Here is a 22,794-nt window from a genome sequence, read left to right on the forward strand (position 1 = left end):
AACCTAAAAATTCGATGAAATCAGTTTTTAGGAATAAAATGGGAGGAAATTATGAAAAAGTTTTCAAAGACCTTGAGAGATAACTGGATTTTTCTCTTGATGGTTTTACCAGGGGCACTTTGGTTGATTCTATTCTTCTATATCCCAGTATTTGGAAATGTGGTCGCCTTTAAAGATTACCATATGAGTGGTGAAGGATTTATCCACAGTATTATGAATAGTAAATGGGTCGGCCTCGATAACTTTAAGTTCTTGTTTAGTTCTAAAGATGCCTTTATCATTACTCGAAATACCGTCCTTTACAACCTTGGATTCATCTTTATTGGTTTGATTGTGTCGGTTGGAATTGCCATCATCCTCAGTGAGCTTCGTTCTAAGAGAATGGTTAAAATTTTCCAAACGTCTATGTTGTTCCCATACTTCTTGTCATGGGTTATCATCAGTTTCTTTACAGATGCATTCCTCAACATTGACAAGGGTGTGATCAACCACTTCCTTTCTTCCATCGGATTGAAGGAAATTAACTTCTACGCTGACTTAGGTATTTGGCCATATCTTCTCCTTTTCCTAGGTATCTGGAAAGGATTCGGATATAGCAGTGTCATGTACTATGCGACTATCATGGGAATTGACCCTACCTACTATGAAGCAGCAACAGTGGACGGGGCTAGCAAGTGGCAACGGATTCGCAATGTAACCATTCCACAGTTGACACCGCTGATAACTGTTTTGACCATCCTTGCAGTCGGAAACATCTTCCGTGCAGACTTCGGTCTTTTCTATCAAATCCCACACAATGCTGGTCAGCTCTATAATGTAACCAACGTACTAGACGTCTATGTCTATAATGGTTTGACTCAGACAGCGGATATTGGTATGGCATCAGCAGCTGGTCTTTATCAGTCAGTTGTCGGTTTAATTCTCGTTATCTTATCAAATATACTTGCAAGACGAGTAGATCCAAATTCAGCACTATTCTAGAAAGGAGGAAAGCATGGCAGAAAAAATTAAAAAAGCAAAAATTGATAATGTCGGCATTCACTCCTTTAGTAAGAAGGCAGATATCTTCTTCAGTATTATTTCTGGATTGATTGCTCTCTCTTGTATCTTGCCCTTTATCTTTGTCATCATGATTTCCATCACAGATGAAAAGAGCATCCTTCAACATGGATATAGCTTTTTCCCATCACAGTTTGGATTAGATGGCTTCGAGTTTTTGGCTCAGTTTAAAGATAAGATATTACAAGCGCTCTTTATCTCAGTGTTTGTAACAGTAGTCGGAACCTTGACAAACGTCTTTATCACAACAACTTATGCCTACGCCATTTCACGTACAACTTTTAAGTACCGCAGATTCTTTACAGTTTTCGTCCTACTTAGTATGTTGTTCAACGCCGGTTTGGTTCCAGGCTATATCGTGGTAACTCGTTTGCTTCAACTAGGTGACACAGTTTGGGCCTTGATTGTTCCAATGCTTCTCTCACCATTTAACATCATCTTGATGCGTTCCTTCTTCAAGAAGACCATTCCAGAAGCCATTTTGGAGTCTGCTCGTATCGATGGTGCTAGTGAAGCCCGTATCTTCTTCCAAATCTGTTTACCATTGTCGCTACCAGGTATCGCAACCATCACGCTTTTGACAGCTCTTGGTTTCTGGAACGACTGGTTCAACGCCCTTCTTTACATCAAGAGTGACAACTTGTATCCATTACAGTATTTGCTCATGCAAATCCAACAAAATATGGACTACATAGCCAAAGCAGTAGGTCTTTCTGGTCAACTGGGAGTTGCTCTTCCAAAGGAAACAGGACGTATGGCCATGGTTGTCGTTGCAACCCTTCCGATTGCAATTCTGTATCCATTCTTCCAACGCTACTTTGTAAAAGGTTTGACCATCGGTGGTGTGAAAGAATAGGACTTACTGAGAAACATCGTTTCTCCCTTCCCAACTTCATCTTAGTGGCTGAAGTTAAAATCATTAAATCGTTTATAAGTTTAAAAATAAAAAAAGGAGTTTTTATCATGAAAAACTGGAAAAAATATGCTTTTGCATCTGCTAGCGTAGTAGCTTTGGCTGCAAGTCTTGCTGCTTGTGGAAACCTTTCAGGTAACAACAAAAAAGCTGCTGACTCAGGATCAGGAGAAAAACCTGTTATTAAAATGTACCAAATCGGTGACAAGCCAGATAACTTGGATGAATTGCTAGAAAATGCAAACAAAATCATCGAAGAAAAAGTTGGTGCTAAATTGGATATCCAATACCTTGGATGGGGTGACTACGGTAAGAAAATGTCCGTTATCACATCATCAGGTGAAAACTACGATATCGCTTTTGCAGATAACTACATCGTAAACGCGCAAAAAGGTGCTTATGCTGACTTGACAGAATTGTACAAGAAAGAAGGGGCAGAGCTTTATAAAGCACTTGACCCAGCTTACATCAAAGGGAACACTGTAAACGGTAAGATCTACGCTGTTCCAGTTGCGGCTAACGTTGCATCTTCACAAAACTTTGCCTTCAACGGAACTCTTCTTGCTAAATACGGTATCGACATTTCAGGTGTAAACTCATACGAAACACTTGAACCAGTCTTGAAACAAATCAAAGAAAAAGCTCCAGATGTAGTACCATTTGCAGTTACTAAGAACTTCATCCCTTCTGAAAACTTTGACTACCCAGTAGCAAACGGACTTCCATTCGTTATCGACCTTGAAGGGGATACTACTAAGATCGTAAACCGTTACGACGTTCCTCGTTTCAAAGAACACTTGAAGACTCTTCACAAATTCTACGAAGCAGGATACATTCCAAAAGACGTAGCAACAAGCGACACTTCATTTGACCTTCAACAAGACACTTGGTTCGTTCGTGAAGAAACAGTAGGACCAGCTGACTACAGTAACAGCTTGCTCTCTCGTGTAGCTAACAAAGACATCCAAATCAAACCATTCACTAACTTCATCAAGAAAAACCAAACAACTCAAGTTGCTAACTTTGTTATCTCAAACAACTCTAAGAACAAAGAAAAATCAATGGAAGTGTTGAACCTCTTGAACACTAACCCTGAACTCTTGAACGGACTTGTTTACGGTCCAGAAGGCAAGAACTGGGAGAAAATTGAAGGTAAAGAAAACCGTGTTCGTGTCCTTGAAGGATACAAAGGAAACACTCACATGGGTGGATGGAACACTGGTAACAACTGGATCCTTTACATCAACGAAAACGTTACAGATGAGCAAATTGCTCAATCTAAGAAAGATTTGGCTGACGCTAAAGAATCTCCAGCGCTTGGATTCATCTTTAACACTGATAGCGTGAAATCTGAAATCTCTGCAATCACTAATACAATGCAACAATTCGATACAGCTATCAACACTGGTACTGTAGACCCAGATAAAGCTATTCCAGAATTGATGGAAAAACTGAAATCTGAAGGTGCATACCAAAAAGTATTGGATGAAATGCAAAAACAATACGATGAATTCTTGAAAAGCAAAAAATCATAAGACAAACTGATTTCGTGTATTCATTCCTAAAAAATGTTATCACTACCTCCTCTGGTACTCCCGGGGGAGGTAGTGGTTTTTTTATTAGAGTAGCTAAAAGTAAAAAAATCTTGTTAAAAACTTTGTGAAATGCCAGTATAAAATATAGATATCGATTAATTGGACTAATACCTCTATTAGTTTAATTAAGTAGATTTTTAGAATGAACTAGCTTATAATAAGAGTACGATGAAAGCGCTTAACATTGTGAAATTTAACTGGGTTTTGATTTAAGAAGTGGACAGGATTCCTTCTTAAATGTTTCATTTATGTCTGATTTCAGCTTGTTCATATTTTGTAAATTATGAAAGATTCAAGTGAAACACAGCAAGTGAAAATCCGATAAAAAGTTGTTTGCTATCCCTTTTGGGAACAAGAAATATTACATGAGGTTATTCATATGAAAAAAACACCCAATCGATGGTTAATTTTGGCTGCGGCCATTTTAACGAATCTCTCTCTAGGTGCAGGATATGCCTGGTCGGTCTTTCAGAAGGCACTCCTAGAAACCAATGCTAGTCAAGGATGGGTTCAAGCTCAGACTTCCTTAGCCTTTAGTATTTCTTTTGCTATGGTACCTGTTGGAATGATTCTTTTCGGTCCCAAAGTAGATTCGGTTGGACCTAAAAAGTTTGTCTTTCTAGGTGGTATTCTCTTTGGTACAGGGATGTTTGCGACTGGTTTTGCCAACTCACTACCTGTGCTTTATCTAACGTACGGTGTCATCCTAGGACTTGGTATCGGCTCTGCCTATGGGGCATCTACGTCCGTTGCGACAAAATGGTTCCCAGACAAAAAAGGCCTAGCTGGTGGATTGACAGCGGCAGGATTTGGCTTGGGTCCACTAATTATCGGACCGGTTGCAAAATCTTTGATTGCTTCTATGGGGATTTACTCTACCTTTAAGGTACTAGGTATTGTCCTTTTACTAGTGATCTGTACATCTTCCCTAGTTATGGCCAAAGCTCCTGCTGTTGCTCCAGCGGCTGGGGATGCTCAACCAGAAGGAAAAACTTATAAAGAAATGCTCCGTGATGGAAATTACTGGCTTCTATGGTTGATCTATGTTCTTGGTGCTACAGGCGGAATGATGATTATCGGAACTGCAGCAGCGATCTCAGACCAATACCAACTTGTTGGAGAAGCGACCCTCTTCGTTATGCTGGTATCCATTGCAAATACATTTGGTCGTATCTTCTGGGGTACGGTATCTGATAAGATTGGCCGCTATCCTACCGTTATTGCCATGTTTGGAGCGGTCGCTACTGGTTTGTTGCTCACAGCCTTATTCAAAGGTCCTGGAAGCATCTTGGCCATCCTTGGAATCATGATGGTTGCCTTGTCATTTGGTGGCTTCCTCGGTTCTTTCCCAGGAATTACTGCTGAAAACTGGGGAGTGACCTACGTAGGGACAAACTATGGATGGATGTTTACTGCTTATGGTGTAGCTGCTATTGCTGGTCCTCAGTTAGGGGCACGTCTTGCACAGGCAAACCAAGGAGATTATACAATGGCCTTCTTTATCGTTATCGGTATGGCTATCATTGGTATTCTACTCCAACTCTTCTATATGGCTAAAGCTAAAAAAGTTTAAAAATGAATCCTTGGATCATCCAAGGATTTTTTAAATTGGAGTAGACATTCGTTGGGATTAGCTCCTTTTTAATTTCCGGTCAAATAAATTGCATTCGTTTTCTCAAGTGGGTATACTAGAATAGTTGAATGAAAAATTCTGAAAATTTAAGAATAGAAAAGAGAACAAATCTTATGGCAAAAGATATTCGTGTCTTACTTTACTACCTCTATACTCCAATTGAAAATGCAGAGCAATTTGTGGCAGATCACTTGGTTTTCTGTAAATCAATCGGCCTTAAAGGCCGTATCCTAGTCGCTGACGAGGGAATCAACGGAACCGTTTCAGGTGACTACGAAACAACTCAAAAATACATGGACTACGTTCATAGCCTCCCAGGAATGGAAGACCTCTGGTTCAAGATTGACGAAGAAAATGAACAAGCCTTCAAGAAGATGTTTGTTCGTTACAAGAAAGAAATTGTCCACCTTGGTTTGGAAGACAATGACTTTGATAATGACATCAACCCACTTGAAACAACAGGTGCTTACTTGTCTCCAAAAGAGTTCAAAGAAGCCCTTCTTGACGAAGATACCGTGGTTCTTGACACACGTAACGATTACGAGTACGACCTAGGACATTTCCGCGGTGCTATCCGCCCAGACATCCGCAACTTCCGTGAGTTGCCACAATGGGTCCGTGACAACAAGGAAAAATTCATGGACAAGCGTGTCGTGGTTTACTGTACAGGTGGCGTTCGCTGTGAGAAATTCTCGGGCTGGATGGTTCGTGAAGGTTACAAAGATGTTGGCCAATTGCACGGAGGAATCGCAACTTATGGTAAAGACCCAGAAGTTCAAGGTGAACTTTGGGATGGGAAAATGTACGTCTTTGACGAGCGTATCGCCGTTGATGTCAACCATGTCAACCCAACCATTGTAGGGAAAGACTGGTTTGATGGAACACCATGTGAACGTTATGTCAACTGTGGAAATCCCTTCTGTAACCGTCGTATCCTAACATCAGAAGAAAATGAAGACAAGTACCTTCGTGGATGCTCACACGAGTGTCGTGTTCACCCACGCAACCGCTACGTCTCAGAAAATGAATTGACACAAGCAGAAGTTGTTGAGCGCCTAGCTGCTATCGGTGAAAGCTTGGATCAAGTCGCTACTGTATAACATCAAACAGCCTTCAGGGGCTGTTTTTCTATGCTTTTTATCTAAAAATCTAAAATTTGTTTCTGTATCTTTCAGGAAAATAGGTTATACTATGTGTAAACGATTTCAAAGGAGGCCAGTTATGGCGAAAACATTTTTTATCCCAAATAAAGATAGCATTCTAGGACAACAGGAGGTCTTGACTGCCAAGTCCATCTTGGCCTTGGTGGAGGGCTTGGAGTCACACAGTTATGATACGGTCTATCTCCGTCAGCCCCTCAATCGTCTCGAGTATATCGAGTGTGGGATTGTAGGTCAGTCGCAATTTCTCTTCAAGGTGAACTATGCGGATAGCCGAAAAGGCTATCAAGTGGTGATTCCAGACTTCCTTACCAGAGCGGACTGGGAGATTGTAGAAGCTCTCCTCCAAGCCCTATCGAGTAAGTTGGGGCAAGTGGTAGAAGGGTTAGAAGGGTTTGAGTTTGAAGCTTATTTCCGACAAACGGTCAAGCATTATCTAGCTGACAAAGCGACTCGTCTAGTCTATTGCCAAGGGCTCTTGGCCCCAATCTATCTCAACAAGGAATACCTCGAGAGTTTTTTGGCTGAGGATGGATTGGCACGTTTTGAAGAGCTGGTCAAGAAGGTTCAAGGATCTGATGCCTACCTTGCCAGTGTGAAATTTTACCCAGACGCCCAAGGCAAGGTGCACGGTATCTATCACCTAGCCCAGGGAGTCAAGACGATTTTGCCAAAGGAACCCTTTGTACCAGCTCCTTATACCGAGCAGCTGGCAGAAAAGGAGCTTGTTTGGGAGATTGACCTAGTGGCGATTTCTGGTGATGGCTCAAAAGCAGAAGACTATGAAGCCATCGCTCGCTTGGATTATGAAAAATTCCTAGAGTCACTACCAAAAGCATTTTACCAGCAATTAGATGCTAATCAATTAGAAGTACAACCCATCCTAGGACAAGATTTTGAAGGATTGGCAACTATCAAGTAGACATTGTTCAAAAAAGAGTAAGCATAAAAATCCCTGTCATTAATAAATGGCAGGGATTTTGGTTAAAAGAATGTCAGGATGCGAAGGTAGTCCACTGTCAGCGCTAGCTCTGCAATGAAGAAGGGTAAGAGAATAGCACCATCAAGTAAGACAGCGAGCAGGAATCGATAAAATGGGTCGAGGCTATTGGTCTTACTTGGCTTGCTAATCACAAAGAGATTGCCGAGGGCAAAGATGGCCATGCTTAGAAGAGTGAGGATACCAGCAAATCGCAAGCCGCCAAAGAGTGCAAAGAAACTTGCTAGAGCCGTTAGGACAAGTGGGATAGCAAAGAGTCTGCTATACCGATCGAAGGCTTCTTGGAATGTAAAGTCGCTCTCTTGATCCAGCACACGTCGGACAGTAAAGCCTCCCAAAATGATGGAAAAGTAAAATAGAGCGCTAGCGACCAGAATCGAAAGCCCAGCAAAGAGATCTAAAGGTGGGAGCTGGTTAGGAGAACCATTAGCAATAGAAATCATATAACCGTAGTAGAGGTGCTTGATATGATAGATACTAAAGAAAAGATTAATCGAAGATAGCAAAGTGAGTAGGCCAAAGACACTGTAACGATGCTTTTGGTCCGTAGTCTTGCTGGCAGTTGGTTCTTGGATAGCATCCAGTAGCCAAGTCCAAAATAGTGCGATTTCTTCTTTTAATCTGGCTGTTTTACGAGGGTCAATATCTGGGATATAGGGGCTTTCTAAAGCCTTGCTGAGGATGCTTTTTTCTTTTGCAGGGTTTTCTTGCTTGCGTTCCTTTTCAGCTTTCCCTTCTCCCTCTTCCTCGGTTTGGTTTTCCTCGATTATTTCGGGAGTTTCCTCCTCATGCGTTTCCAGCTCTTTAGGTGAGACAGAAGTTTCTTGGCTTGCTTGTAGTTCAGCTTCCACAGTTTCCGAAGTCTCTGGTTGGTCGGGCTGGATTTCTGATTTTGTCTGAGCTGATTTCTTCTCAAGATCGGCACTTTCAAACCATTCTTGTGTCATGGTGGAACCTCCTTTTTTATGGTCGTTTTCTATTTTTAGATTAGCAGATGAAAGCGTTTTTGTCAATGGTTTCTAGATGGAGAAGAGTACTCTTCTTTAGGTAGGTAGATATCCTGGTTGGCTTTTGCAATGAGCAGGTCCTTGACATCTGCTTTGTCTGTCTTGTATGGGTTGGCAAGTTCATTCTCTTTTTGTCCACGATGTTCTTCTTTGGGTTTATGATAGATACCACCATGCTGAGAAGAAAGATCTAGATTGATACGGTCAGTCTCTTTCTGGGAGAGAATGAGGTTTAGAGTGGAATGGGCCTCTAGCTCAACCTTGCCGTGGGCCTTGATATTCTCAGCATAGATGTGTTCTCTTTCCGTCTTGACCTGGCTATCTGTCAATTCGGTATCAAAGATATTGATGATATGAGGTGTCGTTAGTGTACTATTCTTGATAGAGCTTTCTGTTATTCTTAAGAGATAGCCTTTTGCTTTGATTGTTGCATTTTCAAGATTGGCTTGACGAATATTGGTTTGTCCACGATTGGCTGAGACGGTGATAGCTTGCAGCTTTCTTCCTTTAGGGAGGGAGAGAACGACTTCGTCAAAACGATTAGAATAGTTGCTGGCGATACGAAGTAGGCCTTCGATTCCTGAACCGAGAAAGCGATGTTGGGAGGCTTGTTTGTCAGTGACGCTTAGTGTTTTGTCACTCATGCCAGTAGTCAGATCGTGACGACCAGACACGGAAGGATGATAGGTGATGTGAATCTTGTCATCTACAGACTCTGTGATGGTTAGGCTATGTTCCTCAAGGGTCAAATCAAGCTTTTCCACTTCACTTCCAAAGGTCACTTCTTCGATACGATTGTCATAGACGGGGTCTTTTGACATGGCAAGCAAACTTTGAATACCATTGGACTGCGCACCTACAATGATCATGATAAAACCGAGGATTGTAGAAACCACACCAAAAATGAGAAATCCTTTTGTCAATTTACGCATGTCTATCACCTCTCTTTCCTTTTTTAAGAATCCATTGTGCTAAGCGGACGATTAGGAGGCCAAAGAAACGAGCTACATAGGAGATACCTAGTAGAACAAGAGAAGAAGCACCGATAGAAAGCAAACCAGCCCCAAAAATCAAGATAAAGGCAGATTTGGCTTCGACTAGGACACTAAAGCTCTCTATGATAAAGAGTCCACCTAGCAGGATACCCGTTACAGAGACGGTAAAAAAGGCTAAAATGACGGAGACGGCTGCGATAATAATACCGATGATGGCCATGAGGATGCCGATCCCGACCGGAATTCCGATAGGAGCTACTAGCAGGGCCAGGAGGGCAATGTGTAGCAGTTGACGGTCATTCTTTTGAGCAGGGGCTTCATTGACTTTTTTATCGAGAAGATCAGAGAGGACATCATGAGCCGCTTCTTTTGGTGTTCCTAGACTGGCAATGAGTTCCTCTTCGCCCTCTGAACCTGCATCGTCAAATAGTTCCTTAAAGTAGTCCATAGCTTCGATGCGGTCAGCTTCAGGCAGTTTATTGAGATAGGTTTCTAACTGAGTCAGATAGTCAGTTCTTGTCATGGCGGATACTCCCTTCTATGATGCCGTTGACGGTGTCGGTATAGAGCGTCCACTCTTCCTTTAGAGTAACGAGCTGCTCTACGCCCCGATTGGTCAAGGAGTAGTATTTGCGCATACGCCCCTGAAACTCTCTAGAGTAGGTGGTCAGAAAGCCACTGGCTTCCAATTTTTTGAGAATGGGATAGAGCGTAGATTCTTTGATATTGGCGATGAGCTTAATGGTTTGACTAATCTCATAACCATAAGAATCCCCCTGCTCCAGTACAGCCAAGATGAGAAACTCGATCAAGGCAGAGGATGTTGGGAAGTACATGGGAAACCTCCTTTATATTATATAAAAATTTTATATATACTCTTTTCAAATATATTGTATCTCAATATGAAAGCCCTGTCAAGAAATATGTGTAAAAATTTTACATATAAAAAACTCCTAGTAAAAACTAGAAGTTTAGAGGATTTTATCAGCCCGATCCACCATAAAGAGTGAGACGGTCATGATGCTATCGATGACTAGAAGGGCAAGGACAGCTGGAATCCAAGATTGGAAAAGTTCAAAACTGTAACCAAACAAGGCGGGTCCAAAAGCAGCTAAGATGTAGCCTCCTGTTTGCGCTAGTCCTGATAGCTGAGCGGTCTTTTCAGGAGAACTGGTTTTAAGCGAGAAGCAAACCATGAGGTAGGGGAAGAGGGCACTGCAGGCCGTTCCAATCAAGAGATGGACGACTAACCAGTAGAGGAAATTATTGGCTGGATACAAGAGCATGGCAATTCCCATCATACCAGCGATAGAGATAATTGCCAGCATGATTCGACGGTGACTATCTGATAGACGAGTCGTCAGACTTGGAACAGTCATCGAAAAAGGAATGCTGATCAGTGAGAAGATAGAAGCCAGAAGAGCCGCATCACTATTAGAAATACCAGCACTAACAGCCATAGTTGGCAACCAGGTCATACTTGTATAAAAGAGCAAGGACTGAAGCCCGCCAAAGATAATGATAGCCCAGACATCTTTACTTTTTAGAATATTCTCTTTGACTTGCTTTTCTTTTTGGCTTTCTAGGTGGTGGTTGTGGCGATGATTTGGCAACCAGACTAGCAGAGTGACCAGACAGAGAAAGCTGAGAACGAGGATAAGTCCCTTCCAAGAACTAGCTTGGGTGATAGGGACCGAAAGATAAGAAGCGATGGCTGTCGAAATTCCCATGGCAGTGACATAGAGAGTTGTTAGGAAGCTAATCTTTTGAGGCTGATTTGCCTGAATCATACTTGGGAGAAGAACATTGAAAATAGCAATGCTCGCTCCCACAATTAGTGTCCCTAGATAGAGAAGGGGAAGATTGAAAATCCGAATGACAGAGCCAACAGTTAAGAGTAGGAGACAGTATGTAAAGAGATGTTCCAACCCGATTTTTTGTGCCAAGCGGCTTGCAAAAGCAGAGAAAAGAGCAAACATCAAGAGAGGGAGACTGGTTAAAATCCCAAGAGAGCTAACCTCCACTCCTAGTCCCTGAGCAATATCTCCTAAAATAGTTGGAAGAGCAGTAAAAGGAGATCGTAAAACAGTCCCGATTAAGACAATTCCTAGAACAAAAAAGAGTGATTGTTTTTTCATAAAAACCTCGATAAGATGATTTTAATAACAGCTTATTTTAAGGTTTTTTCCTTATAATGTCAAGTAATGACAGCCAAGACAGTTAAATCAATGGAAGTGAAAATAAAGTGAAAAGAGACAGATTTCTTTACTAGAATTTTCCTTGATTTGATATAAAAATAGGAAACTAGGAGAATTTGTGATAAAATAGTGGAAGGAAATCTATACATTGGAGAAAAATTGTGCCTGAAAAGCAAAAAATCAGCGTCTTGATGTCGGTCTATGTAAAGGAAAATCCGACGTTTTTAAGAGATGCTATCAAAAGTGTTCAAAACCAGACCTTGAAACCGAGTGAACTTGTTCTTGTTGAGGACGGGCCGCTCACACCCGAACTCTATCAGGTGCTAGAAGAAGTGGCAGCTCAGTCAGACATTCCAGTGAAACGGTGCCCCTTAGAACAAAACCAAGGTTTAGGCTTGGCTCTTCGATACGGTGTTTTACAGTGCCAGCATGACATTATTGCCCGCATGGATACGGATGATTTAGCCGTTCCGGATCGTTTTGAGAAACAGCTTCAGCTAATGGAGAAAGAAGATCTCGATCTCTTAGGTGGGCATATCGCAGAGTTCATTGACAATCCAGATGAGATTGTGTCTTATCGTCGTGTTCCAACTCAGCATGCAGACATTGTGGCTTATCAGAGAATGAGAAGCGCCTTTAACCATATGACAGTCATGTTTAAAAAGGACATGGTCCTCAAGGCTGGCAACTATGAAGATGGCCTTTACATGGAGGATGACCTCCTTTGGCTCAATATGATTGCTGCAGGTGCCAAGACTGGGAACCTAGATCAAATCTTGTGTAAGGTTCGTGTCGGTGCAGGGATGTTTGAGCGTCGGGGTGGATCGCGTTACCTTAAACTCTATCGTCAGGCTCGCCAAAGGATGCTTGAGCGAGGGCAAATTTCTTACATGGAATATGCTAAAAGTGTAGCCATTCAGGCAATTGTTGCACTTTGTCCAGGCTTTGTACGTCAGTTTATCTTCGTCAAACTTTTAAGAAAGAGAAAGTAAGCCCCGATAGACTGAATGATTTAGGCTATCATAACAACAGTATCATCTGACTCTTTTAAGGGGGAGTAAATTCCTATGAATAAAAAACTAACAGATTATGTGATTGATCTGGTTGAAATTTTAAATAAACAGCAAAAACAAGTGTTTTGGGGGATATTCGATATTCTGAGTATGGTGGTTTCCATCATCGTATCTTATATCTTGTTTTATGGCCTTATAAATCCTGCGCCTGTGGATTACGTGATCTACACTCTTTTAGCCTTCCTCCTCTATCAAATCATGATTGCGTTTTGGGGGCTAAATGCTAGTATTAGTCGTTATAGCAAGATTACGGATTTCATGAAAATCTTTTTCGGAGTGATGCTCAGCAGTGTTCTTTCTTATGGAATCTGCTATGCCTTCCTTCCATTGTTTTCTATCCGTTTCATCGTACTCTTCATTTTGTTGAGTACCTTCCTTATCTTGCTTCCTCGTATCACTTGGCAGTTGATTTATTCTAAACGTAAAAAAGGTAGTGGAGATGGAGAACACCGTCGGACCTTCTTGATTGGTGCTGGTGATGGTGGTGCCCTCTTTATGAACAGCTACCAACACCCAACTAGCGACCTTGAGCTAGTGGGGATTTTGGATAACGATGAAAAGAAAAAGGGACAAAAACTAGGTGGAATCCCAGTTTTGGGCTCTTATGATAATCTACCTGAATTAGCTAAACGTCACCAAATCGAGCGTGTTATCGTAGCGATTCCTTCGCTTGACCCATCAGAGTACGAACGCATCTTACAGATGTGTAATAAGCTAGGTGTCAAATGTTACAAGATGCCTAAGGTTGAGACAGTCGTTCAAGGACTCCATCAACCAGGTAGTGGTTTCCAAAAAATTGATATCACAGACCTTTTGGGCCGTCAGGAGATTCGTCTCGACGAATCGCGTCTGGGTACTGAGATTACAGGCAAGACCATCTTGGTGACAGGAGCTGGTGGTTCGATTGGTTCAGAGATTTGTCGTCAAGTTAGCCGCTTCAATCCCGAGCGTATCGTCTTGCTTGGACATGGTGAAAACTCAATCTATCTCGTTTATCATGAATTGATCCGTACATTCCAAGGGATTGATTATGTTCCTGTTATTGCAGATATTCAGGACTATGACCGTCTCTTGCAGGTGTTTGAGCAGTACAAACCAGCCATTGTTTACCATGCTGCAGCCCACAAGCACGTTCCGATGATGGAACGCAATCCAAAAGAAGCCTTCAAGAACAATATCCTCGGTACCTACAATGTTGCCAAGGCTGTTGATGAAGCCAAAGTACCTAAGATGGTCATGATTTCGACTGACAAGGCGGTCAATCCACCGAATGTTATGGGTGCAACTAAGCGCGTGGCAGAATTGATTGTCACTGGCTTTAACCAACGTAGCAAATCAACCTACTGTGCAGTTCGTTTTGGGAATGTTCTTGGTAGTCGTGGTAGCGTGATTCCTGTCTTTGAACGTCAGATTGCTGAAGGTGGTCCGGTAACGGTGACAGACTTCCGTATGACACGTTACTTCATGACCATTCCAGAGGCCAGTCGTCTGGTAATCCATGCTGGCGCTTATGCCAAGGACGGAGAAGTCTTTATCCTAGACATGGGCAAACCGGTTAAAATCTATGACTTGGCTAAGAAAATGGTTCTTCTAAGCGGACACACGGAAAGTGAAATTCCAATCGTTGAAGTTGGAATTCGCCCAGGGGAAAAACTCTATGAAGAACTCTTGGTTTCGACCGAATTGGTTGATAACCAAGTCATGGACAAGATCTTCGTTGGTAAGGTAAATGTCATGCCTCTAGAAGCCATCAATCAAAAAATAGAGGAGTTCCGTTCACTCAGCGGAGATGAGCTCAAAGAAGCGATCATTTCTTTTGCGAATGAGACAACTCATGCTGAGTAAGAGTGTTCATCTACCTTCATAATGAAACAACTATCGCCAGTTTTCTGAGGAAATCAGAAAGCTGGTTTTTATAAATAGAGAGTAGAGGACGTCGGATATTTCAAAGGTTTAATAAGCGCAACTATTCAAGGGACGATGTTATGTGATCTATCAGGAGAGTGATTTCAGACAATCTAAAAACTACCTCTATTTTTAGCTGGTAACATAACTTTGCGAAATAAGTATTAAAGTCAAAAGGAGATTTTTGTATGCTGAGTGCTATTAGGAGTTTTTTCAAAGGCTATGCAAATTTTTCTGGTCGTTCCACACGTCCAGAATTTTGGTGGGTTTGGCTGCTAAATATGGTAATTTTCTTGCCCGCCTACTACTCGCTATTCACGGGATTAGAATCTGATAAAGCCATCAGGAATATTGCGGTCTTCAGTATGTGTATTATTTTGTTTATAGTAGAGTTTGTTCCTCTACTAGCACTGATAGTACGTCGCTTACGAGATGTGGGTATCCATTGGGCCTATATCTTTATTGTATTTGTTCCTTTGGGTGCAGTAACACTGCTCGTTATGCTCGCTATGCCAAGTCAACGATTTGGAGAAAAAGTGATAAAAAATAGTGACAAAAATAAAGAAAATAAGGAAGACTCTCAGTTTGAAGACATGGTACGAAAATATTAGGATATTTTTAGTCTAGTTAAAAACGGCTGAGTCGTTTCCCAGCAAATAATCGCTTATAGTAGCAACCTATACAAAAAAATACTCCTTAACCTAGTTCACTAGTGTTAGGAGTATTTTTGTATGGTTAGAGCTGGCTAATGATATCATCAATGGTACGGGCAATCCAGTCAGGTTGATAGCTGAGTAAATCAGCCTCTTCTCCAAATCCCCAAGTAACAGCGAACTTTTTAATACCAGTTTCTTGGGCTCCGATCATATCAAACTTGGTGTCGCCAATGATGAGAACTTGGTCTGCAGGCAGTTGATGCGTCTGCAAGGCGTAACGGATGACATCCGCCTTGTGCGGCGTTTCAGGACTAGAGCCGTAAATGCCATCAAAGAAATGATGGATTCCCAGATTTTTAGTCATATCCTGGGCAATCGGAGTATTCTTTGTTGTAGTGATGTAGAGAGGGTAGTTTTGCGAAATCTCTTGAAGCAATTCCGTTATTCGGGGGAAGAGTTGGGCTTCGTGGATTCCTTTTTCCTTGTAGTAAGAGCGGTATATCTGCACAGCCTCTGGGATTTGTTTCTTGGGAAGGCATGTTGCAAAACTACTTTCAAGGGGCGGTCCCATAAAACCACGAATGGTTTTGGCATCAGGGCTTGGAACTCCTAGCTCTTTAAAGGTATGGGTAAAGGCATTGTGGATCCCGATGGAACTGTCAACCAGAGTTCCGTCTAGATCAAAAAAGACTGCTGAGATAGAGGGCATAGTTTCTCCTAATAGATATAGATAAGCTTATTTTCCGAAGATTTCTTTTTGTAGGCGGCGACCAGTAGGTGTGGCGGCGAGTCCACCCTCAGCCGTTTCACGAAAGGCAGTTGGGAGGCTTGATCCGACCTGATACATGGCATCGATGACTTCGTCAACAGGGATTTTAGACTCGATACCTGCCAAGGCCATATCAGCCGCGATAAAGGCAAAACTAGCCCCCATGGCATTGCGTTTGACACAGGGAACTTCAACCAAACCAGCGACGGGATCGCAGATAAGGCCTAGCATATTTTTAATGACAAAGGCAATGGCTTGGCTAGCCTGATAGGGGCTTCCACCTGCAGCCAAGGTCAAGGCTGCGGCACTCATGGCAGAGGCAGAGCCAACTTCGGCCTGACAGCCACCTTCAGCACCTGAGATAGAGGCATTGTTCGCGATGACTAGTCCAAAGGCACCAGCAGCAAAGAGGAAATCCAGCTGTTCTTCGTGACTAAGGTCAAGTTTTTGGATAGCAGCAGTGAGAACGGCTGGCAGACAGCCAGCACTTCCTGCGGTTGGAGTGGCGCAGACCAAGCCCATCTTCGCATTGTGTTCATTGACCGCGATGGCATTACGGGCTGCTGATAGGATGGTAAAGTCCGACAAGGCCTTGCCACTTTTGAGATGGCGGTCTAGTTTGGCCGCATCTCCGCCTGTTAAGCCACTACGGGATTTGTTTTCACTGAGGCCGAGCTCGACAGAGGCTTTCATGACTTCTAGATTGCGTTCCATGAGGAGGAGAACTTCTGGCCGTTCTCGACCGGTTAGTTGATATTCGGTTGCAATCATGAGTTCGGCGACATTTCCTTGGAAGTCTAGATCTGCTTGCTCAACCAATTCTTTGATAGAATAAAACATGTTTCCTCCTACTTAAAGAAATTGACATTGTGGAGATGAGGGATTTTTCGGATTTCTTCAATCGCCTCTTCGCAACTTCGACTATCGACTTCGATAATCATGATGGCTTTTTCTCCAGCTTTTTCTCGAGTCACATTCATCTGTGCGATGTTGATATCGAAACGAGAGAGGGCTTCTGTGACATGGGCAATCATACCCGGAACATCCTGATGCACGATGATGATGGTCGGGGTATTCATGTTGAGAGAGACAGCAAAGCCGTTAAGTTCCGTAACCTGGATATTTCCTCCACCGATGGAAATTCCTGTCACACTAATGGACTTGTGTTCATTCTTCACAGTAATTTTAGTGGTATTAGGATGAGGAGCATTGCTGTCCTTCTGAATGGTCCAGACAATCTTGATACCGCGTTTATGGGCAATCTCTAGGCTATTTGGAATGTCGGGATCGTCCGTATCCATACCTAATATACCAGCGACGAGAGCAAGGTCGGTTCCATGACCACGGTAGGTTTTGGCAAATGAATTAAATAAATGGAATTCGACTTCTGTCGGCGTATCATCAAAGATGGAAGAGACGATTTTCCCGATGCGAACAGCTCCAGCAGTATGGCTACTTGATGGGCCAATCATAACTGGTCCGATAATGTCAAAGACAGATTGAAAACGAAGTGAGTGCATCTGTTTCCCCTTACAAAGATTCTTATATCTATTATATCAAAGAATGGACCTCTGCGCTTATTTCCCTTATCAAAAGCTTAAAATGATTAAAGATAGTATAAAATAAGGTCTTTTGTGACAAAAACCTCCATAAAACGGTAAATATAAAACATTTTTGTAATATTTCTACATAAAACCGTTAAACAACGGTAACATTCGAGGAGTAGAATAGTATCATAGATAAAAAGGAGAATTTTTAGATATGTCATTAACAACTAAAAAAATTAAAACAACTATCGCAGGAGTAGCAGCTTTGCTTGCTTTCTTTGCTCCATCACTTGCATCTGCCCAAGAAACTGTAACTTACACAGTTAAATCAGGTGATACTCTTTCAGAAATCGCTGAGAAGTACAACACAACTGTTGAAAAATTGGCGGCAAAAAACAACATTAAAGATATTCACCTTATCTATGTTGACCAAGTTTTGGTTATTGAAGGAACAGCTTCTACTGTAGCTCCAGCAGCAACAACGGAAGAAACAGCTCCAGTAGCTACAGAAACAGTTGAAGAAGCTCCAGCAGCAACAACAACTTATGAAGCCCCAGCTGCACCTGCAACTCCAGCAGCAGAAAGCAACACTGCAGCAGCTTCTACTGTAAGTGGTTCTGAAGCAGAAGCCAAAGAATGGATCGCTCAAAAAGAATCAGGTGGTAGCTACACTGCTACAAACGGACGTTACATCGGACGTTACCAATTGACAGATTCATACTTGAACGGTGACTACTCAGCTGAAAACCAAGAACGTGTAGCAGATGCCTACGTTGCAGGACGTTACGGTTCATGGACAGCTGCCAAGAACTTCTGGCTTAACAACGGTTGGTATTAAGAATACAAGAGTCCTTTAGGGCTCTTTTTTGTTTACAAAGATGTTAACTTCTCGCTCTAGCTCTGTTAGTAAGTGTTCATCTTCTACTAGTTTAGCTAAGGAGAGTCCATTCTGTATCAACTGAGCATCATTAGCACAAATGCCGATACGAATATAGGAAAACGCAAGTGTATCGTACTGTTTGCTTGCTTTTGCCTCCTCTAAGAGAGTGTAGCAAAGCTGTTTGCAAAGCAACTTATCACCATTGTAAAGATAAAGAGTTGAGAGATTCAGAAGCAACATCATACGAAGCTGAAAGACAGGACTATAGTGTTTATAAACCTCTAGTCGTTCGAGAATTTTTTCGGTAATCTGATGAATATACTCCATAGGAAAAGCAAAGAGAATGGTATTAAGGACTTTGAGGTCACTCTCATACCAAGTATCTTGTTTCTCAATCTTATCCCATAATCTGTTTACAATGTTGTCAACCTTACTTGACAATTTTTCTATCCCATTTTCACGGATGTAGATAACGATTTCGAGCATATCTTGCAACTGCTGGATGGGAAAATCATGATGTGTTTTTAGATAATGTTGGCATTTTTTGAGTAATTTACTTAAGTCGCTCGTACCACTAATAGAAGCCATTTTTAGAAAAGTCTGCATGATAGTTGATCGTTCACTTGGGTGGTAGAGATGGCAAATATATTCAAACTCTTCAAAACTCATATTAATTTGCTGGAGAAGAAATTCCATATTCTCATATTTTGGAGTTGTCTTGCCACTTTCTATTTTTGATAGGCTGGTTCTTGAGAGAACACCCCCACAGACCTCTTCTTGAGTCAATCCTTTTGACTCACGGATTTCTTTATAAACATTTCCAAAATCGTAGCGCATGATTCCCTCCTTATTTGTGAAAAAAGTTAACAATAAATTGAAACTGATTAAAAATATTGTATCATAGTAATATAAAAAGTAAAAAAGAAATCTAAAATAAATTTGTGAAAAAGGTTAACAAATTTTACGACAAGGTATATTGTATTTTATAATCAAGATGATGAAGTACTAAGGGGGTATCAAATGTATAAAAAAGTATATCGTCTGTTGTTATTTATGTTATGGATGGTTATTTTCTTCCCTTGGGGATGGCTCTTATAAAATTTTGATTAAGTAAAACGAAAGGAAGGTGAGTCCAATGGACTTCAATGTTTACAAATGAACCAATTCATCTGTTTCTGTGAAACAGTTCAAGATATAAGATGTGAGGAAAATATCATGAAAAAATTAGTAAAAATTGGTGTCGCAACCGTAATGGCATGTGGTCTGCTTGCTACGACAAATGCTTTAGCAGTATGGGTAGATGGTGGTCAATGGAACTATGGAGTAGGTTGGACAGGAACTTTTGGATATTCTGATTATTTACATTCTACTCGCTCTCATACAGCAACTGTCCGACATGGAGGTAGAATCTCTAAGGATCGTCAGGGTCCTAGGGTTTGGGCACAAGCTTCCCTTACTAAAATTCCGCCAACAGGATTAGAATATTTCTATGGATTTTAAGTGAAATTTTCCCTCTCCTATTAGGAGAGGGAGAACTTTATTGGAGGTATCTTTATGAAAAAAATCAGTAATTTCTGTATGTTACTACTGCTTCTGTGTACCACTTTCTTTGTTTTTAATGTAAACTATACACGAGAAGTAGTTCGGATTCAGGAAATGGGAAAGACAGCGAGTTCTTTGGATGTATACTTGAAAGATGTCAATGAACCTGCAGAATCTGTTCTTCGATTTTTTGAGTATGTATCAAAGGAATACAAAGTATCCATCATCAAAACAGACAGTGGTGATGAGGTAATCAAGTCTGGTGTTTTTGATAAAGATACCTTCCCCTACCAAGAGTTTGGGATTTCTTCCCTTGGTTTTACCACAGATGGTGAAGGAGTCTACAGTAATAAAGAAATTTCCAATAAACTTGGTACGATTCCGACCTTTCTAAAAGCCAAGCCTATTCAGCTTATGACTTTTCAAGCCTACATCAAGGATACATCTCGTAGTTTAAATGGTCGCTACACGATTAGTTCGGCTCAAGAGATGGATAGAGATCAGATTTTACAGAAGTGGAGTGATTTTTTCAAGACTGACCAGACTACCTTGCTAGAGCCAACCTACAAAAGTGCAGTGGAAGTCTTAAATCGAGATTTGCTCTTATCTGCTATTATTTTTGTCTTGGCTATTTTGCTTCTTGTCTTAGTAACAGTGTATCAGCCAATGATGGAGATGAAAAGAGTTGGGGTACAAAAATTACTTGGTTTTCAAGATCGGGCTGTTTTAGCTGATGTTGTGAAAGGCAACCTCTACCTCCTCCTAGGTGGGGCGCTTGTGATTAATCTAGGGGTGTTTTTCTTGCTTGATTATAAGCCGAAAGATTTGTTCCCTATGCTGTGGTTGTCTCATTTTTTGCTTTTGCAGCTTTATCTCTTTATCAGTTGGTTGACCTATCTCTTGATCCAAAAAATGACAATCAGCTCTCTGCTGAAAAGTTTTTCATCTTTTAAATTTGGTTTACTCTTTAATTATTTGATGAAAATTGGAACTACCATTTTACTGACAGTCTTGCTAGTTGGGGTAGGAAAAAGTTTGGAGCAAGAAAACAAAGAGTTGGATTACCAGAAACAGTGGATCAGTCAAGGAAATTATCTGACCTTGGAAACTTTCCAACTCAATGATAACCTGTGGCAAGAGCAGTTGGCAGGCTCAGGGCAAGCAGTGGATTATTTCTATCGATTTTATCAGGATTTGGTAGAAAAAACGCAGGCGGGCTATGTGCAAACTAGCAACCTGCCTATAAAAAATTTTGCCACTGCAGAACAAGTGCAGCGGTATCAACTGGCTGATATGCTAACTGTTTACTATGCCAACCGTCATTTTTTAGAAAGTCAGGGATTCAAGTTACCAGATACCGGCGCAAAAAAAGTTATTTTGATGCCAGCAAGTACGAAAGGTGAAGAAGATAAAAATCAGCTCTTGGGGAAATTAATTGCCTATCTTTCGATGAAGTATGAAGAGCAGCAAAAACGAACGATAGAGGAGATGGATGTCGAGATTGCCTATTATGAAGGAGATTGGTCGTTCTTTCCATATAGTGATAAGCGAAAGGAAAATCTCTACAATCCAATTATTAGCTTGGTCAATGATTCTGATATGATGTGGGATGAAAAAGCTCGCCTGTCAACAACAGGTTTAAATAACCCGATTAAAATCGAAAATACGGCTCAACACCAAAAAGAGGTGACAGCGTTAGTTGGGAAATTATCAGATGGGAATTATTTAAAATTTTCATCTATTCAAGCCATTCAACAAGATAAAGTAGATTCTTATCGAGATGCTGTTCGGAATTTCAACATACTCTTTGCTTTGGTTGGTCTTCTTAGTATGATGATTTCCTACTTCTTACTAGTAACAACTTTCTTATTGAAGCGAACAGATATCATCACCAAGAAGTTCATGGGTTGGAAATTGATAGATCGGTATCGTTCTTTCTTGAGGATTCTCTTGTTGGTATATAGCCTCCCTTTTGTAGTCCTGCTATTCTTTACACAGGCACTTTTCCCGCTCCTACTTTTTGCAGGATTTACAGGCTTAGATATCCTGTTTGTGCTTTTCTTGGGCTCTAAGATGGAAAAACGAAATGTAGTGCAGTTATTGAAAGGGGACATCTTATGATAAAGTTGGAAAATGTTACGAAAACCATTGGGAAAAAAGTTATTTTGGAGAATTTATCTCTAAAAATTAACCAAGGAGATTTAGTTGCCATTGTTGGGAAAAGTGGCAGTGGCAAGTCAACCTTGTTAAATCTTTTGGGTTTGATAGATGGCGATTACAGTGGACATTATGAAATTTTCGGTCAGCAAAATGTACCTGTCAATTCTGTTAAGTCGCAAGCGATTATCCGCGAACATATCTCCTATCTGTTTCAAAACTTTGCTCTGATTGATAATGAAACAGTAGAGTATAATCTCATGCTCGCTCTAAAGTATGTAAAATTATCCAAGAAGGACAAAGTCAAAAAGATAGAAGAAATTTTAGAGAGAGTGGGATTGTCATCAACTCTACATCAGAAGGTTTCAGAGTTATCTGGAGGGGAACAGCAACGAATCGCAGTTGCTAGAGCCATTTTAAAACCGAGTCAGCTCCTTTTAGCAGATGAACCAACCGGTTCTCTAGATCCTGAAAATCGAGATTTGGTTTTAAATTTTCTCTTAGATATGAACAAGGAAGGGAAAACGGTCATTATCGTTACCCACGATGCCTATGTGGCCGAACAGTGCCATCGAGTCATTGAATTGTGAAAAATACAGAAATCTTATCAAAAATCTTTAAACTTAAAGATACCTTTAAAATTTAATTTTAAAACACTCATTTATCAATATTTTTTGATGGATAAAAATAGAAAATCGGTTGTTT

Annotated in this window: 22 protein-coding genes; 13 read left to right on the top strand and 9 right to left on the bottom strand. The window is 41.1% G+C overall.

Translation table 11 applies throughout. The features are described 5' to 3' along the window. Positions 1-51: 51 nt before the first annotated feature. From ADI74_RS07395 to ADI74_RS07420, 6 genes are all read left to right on the top strand, one after another. Complete coding sequence (locus ADI74_RS07395) at positions 52-981, top strand: ABC transporter permease (RefSeq protein ID WP_049538037.1); 930 nt, start codon at positions 52-54, stop codon at positions 979-981. 13 nt (positions 982-994) lie between these two features. After that, entirely contained in the window at positions 995-1,915 is a 921-nt protein-coding gene (locus ADI74_RS07400; protein WP_000818291.1) for a carbohydrate ABC transporter permease, read from the top strand. 107 nt (positions 1,916-2,022) lie between these two features. After that, positions 2,023-3,507 (top strand): ABC transporter substrate-binding protein, encoded by a 1,485-nt coding sequence (locus ADI74_RS07405; RefSeq protein ID WP_049538039.1) that lies wholly within the window; start codon positions 2,023-2,025, stop codon positions 3,505-3,507. A 439-nt stretch (positions 3,508-3,946) separates the two neighbouring features. Continuing rightward, a complete protein-coding gene (locus tag ADI74_RS07410; RefSeq protein ID WP_049538040.1) occupies positions 3,947-5,140 on the top strand; it encodes an L-lactate MFS transporter in 1,194 nt (397 codons plus the stop codon). A gap of 173 nt (positions 5,141-5,313) precedes the next feature. Continuing rightward, on the top strand, positions 5,314-6,300 hold the full coding sequence (locus ADI74_RS07415; protein WP_049538042.1) for a rhodanese-related sulfurtransferase: 987 nt from the start codon (positions 5,314-5,316) through the stop codon (positions 6,298-6,300). Between the two features lie 121 nt (positions 6,301-6,421). Then, positions 6,422-7,282 carry a DUF4299 family protein gene (locus ADI74_RS07420; protein WP_049538044.1) on the top strand — a complete coding sequence of 287 codons (861 nt, stop codon included), beginning with the start codon at positions 6,422-6,424 and terminating at the stop codon, positions 7,280-7,282. A gap of 62 nt (positions 7,283-7,344) precedes the next feature. Here ADI74_RS07420 and ADI74_RS07425 read toward each other — a convergent pair whose 3' ends face one another. The 5 genes from ADI74_RS07425 to ADI74_RS07445 form a co-directional block, all read right to left on the bottom strand. Beyond that, positions 7,345-8,307, bottom strand: a complete 963-nt coding sequence (locus tag ADI74_RS07425; RefSeq protein WP_049538045.1) for a DUF6574 domain-containing protein — start codon at positions 8,305-8,307, stop codon at positions 7,345-7,347. A 62-nt stretch (positions 8,308-8,369) separates the two neighbouring features. Then, positions 8,370-9,299 (bottom strand): DUF4097 family beta strand repeat-containing protein, encoded by a 930-nt coding sequence (locus tag ADI74_RS07430; RefSeq protein ID WP_001229044.1) that lies wholly within the window; start codon positions 9,297-9,299, stop codon positions 8,370-8,372. After that, complete coding sequence (locus ADI74_RS07435) at positions 9,292-9,885, bottom strand: DUF1700 domain-containing protein (RefSeq protein WP_000198659.1); 594 nt, start codon at positions 9,883-9,885, stop codon at positions 9,292-9,294. Before ADI74_RS07435 ends, ADI74_RS07430 begins: the two co-directional genes overlap by 8 nt. Then, positions 9,872-10,198, bottom strand: a complete 327-nt coding sequence (locus tag ADI74_RS07440) for a PadR family transcriptional regulator (RefSeq protein WP_000273860.1) — start codon at positions 10,196-10,198, stop codon at positions 9,872-9,874. The genes ADI74_RS07435 and ADI74_RS07440 overlap by 14 nt, the downstream gene beginning before the upstream one ends. Positions 10,199-10,333: 135 nt before the next feature. Further along, complete coding sequence (locus tag ADI74_RS07445) at positions 10,334-11,500, bottom strand: CynX/NimT family MFS transporter (RefSeq protein ID WP_000744867.1); 1,167 nt, start codon at positions 11,498-11,500, stop codon at positions 10,334-10,336. 221 nt (positions 11,501-11,721) lie between these two features. Between ADI74_RS07445 and ADI74_RS07450 the strand changes: the two genes are divergently transcribed. The 3 genes from ADI74_RS07450 (at position 11,722) to ADI74_RS07460 (ending at position 15,149) form a co-directional block, all read left to right on the top strand. After that, positions 11,722-12,552, top strand: a complete 831-nt coding sequence (locus ADI74_RS07450; protein ID WP_049538046.1) for a glycosyltransferase — start codon at positions 11,722-11,724, stop codon at positions 12,550-12,552. A 75-nt stretch (positions 12,553-12,627) separates the two neighbouring features. Next, a complete protein-coding gene (locus ADI74_RS07455; RefSeq protein ID WP_049538048.1) occupies positions 12,628-14,478 on the top strand; it encodes a nucleoside-diphosphate sugar epimerase/dehydratase in 1,851 nt (616 codons plus the stop codon). A 248-nt stretch (positions 14,479-14,726) separates the two neighbouring features. Next, positions 14,727-15,149, top strand: coding sequence for a DUF805 domain-containing protein (locus ADI74_RS07460; RefSeq protein WP_042767620.1), 423 nt, complete (start codon positions 14,727-14,729; stop codon positions 15,147-15,149). A gap of 124 nt (positions 15,150-15,273) precedes the next feature. On the opposite strand, the gene ADI74_RS07465 is transcribed toward ADI74_RS07460, so the two are convergent. Genes ADI74_RS07465 through sdaAB form a run of 3 tightly spaced genes read right to left on the bottom strand, consistent with a single transcriptional unit; the run spans position 15,274 to position 17,483 of the window. Continuing rightward, positions 15,274-15,903, bottom strand: a complete 630-nt coding sequence (locus ADI74_RS07465; protein ID WP_042767622.1) for an HAD-IA family hydrolase — start codon at positions 15,901-15,903, stop codon at positions 15,274-15,276. A gap of 27 nt (positions 15,904-15,930) precedes the next feature. Beyond that, positions 15,931-16,803: an L-serine ammonia-lyase, iron-sulfur-dependent, subunit alpha gene (gene sdaAA, locus ADI74_RS07470; RefSeq protein WP_042767623.1), complete on the bottom strand. Its 873-nt coding sequence runs from the start codon at positions 16,801-16,803 to the stop codon at positions 15,931-15,933. Positions 16,804-16,811: 8 nt separating this feature from the next. Next, the gene (gene sdaAB, locus ADI74_RS07475; protein ID WP_042767625.1) at positions 16,812-17,483 is read right to left on the bottom strand and encodes an L-serine ammonia-lyase, iron-sulfur-dependent subunit beta; all 672 of its coding nucleotides are present in this window, start codon (positions 17,481-17,483) and stop codon (positions 16,812-16,814) included. A 241-nt stretch (positions 17,484-17,724) separates the two neighbouring features. Here sdaAB and ADI74_RS07480 point away from each other — a divergent pair, with 241 nt between their 5' ends. Beyond that, positions 17,725-18,348, top strand: a complete 624-nt coding sequence (locus tag ADI74_RS07480) for a LysM peptidoglycan-binding domain-containing protein (protein ID WP_042767626.1) — start codon at positions 17,725-17,727, stop codon at positions 18,346-18,348. Positions 18,349-18,363: 15 nt separating this feature from the next. On the opposite strand, the gene ADI74_RS07485 is transcribed toward ADI74_RS07480, so the two are convergent. Next, positions 18,364-19,227: a helix-turn-helix domain-containing protein gene (locus ADI74_RS07485; RefSeq protein ID WP_001268190.1), complete on the bottom strand. Its 864-nt coding sequence runs from the start codon at positions 19,225-19,227 to the stop codon at positions 18,364-18,366. A 378-nt stretch (positions 19,228-19,605) separates the two neighbouring features. Between ADI74_RS07485 and ADI74_RS07490 the strand changes: the two genes are divergently transcribed. The 3 genes from ADI74_RS07490 to ADI74_RS07500 are packed head-to-tail and all read left to right on the top strand — an operon-like array spanning position 19,606 to position 22,679. Continuing rightward, a complete protein-coding gene (locus tag ADI74_RS07490; protein ID WP_000737526.1) occupies positions 19,606-19,890 on the top strand; it encodes a lactococcin 972 family bacteriocin in 285 nt (94 codons plus the stop codon). Positions 19,891-19,944: 54 nt separating this feature from the next. Next, positions 19,945-22,053 carry a bacteriocin-associated integral membrane family protein gene (locus ADI74_RS07495; protein WP_049538052.1) on the top strand — a complete coding sequence of 703 codons (2,109 nt, stop codon included), beginning with the start codon at positions 19,945-19,947 and terminating at the stop codon, positions 22,051-22,053. Beyond that, on the top strand, positions 22,050-22,679 hold the full coding sequence (locus tag ADI74_RS07500; protein ID WP_049538054.1) for an ABC transporter ATP-binding protein: 630 nt from the start codon (positions 22,050-22,052) through the stop codon (positions 22,677-22,679). The genes ADI74_RS07495 and ADI74_RS07500 overlap by 4 nt, the downstream gene beginning before the upstream one ends. The last annotated feature ends 115 nt before the right edge of the window (positions 22,680-22,794 follow it).

The organism is Streptococcus pseudopneumoniae (genome assembly GCF_001074565.1).
GTDB lineage: Bacteria > Bacillota > Bacilli > Lactobacillales > Streptococcaceae > Streptococcus > Streptococcus pseudopneumoniae_J.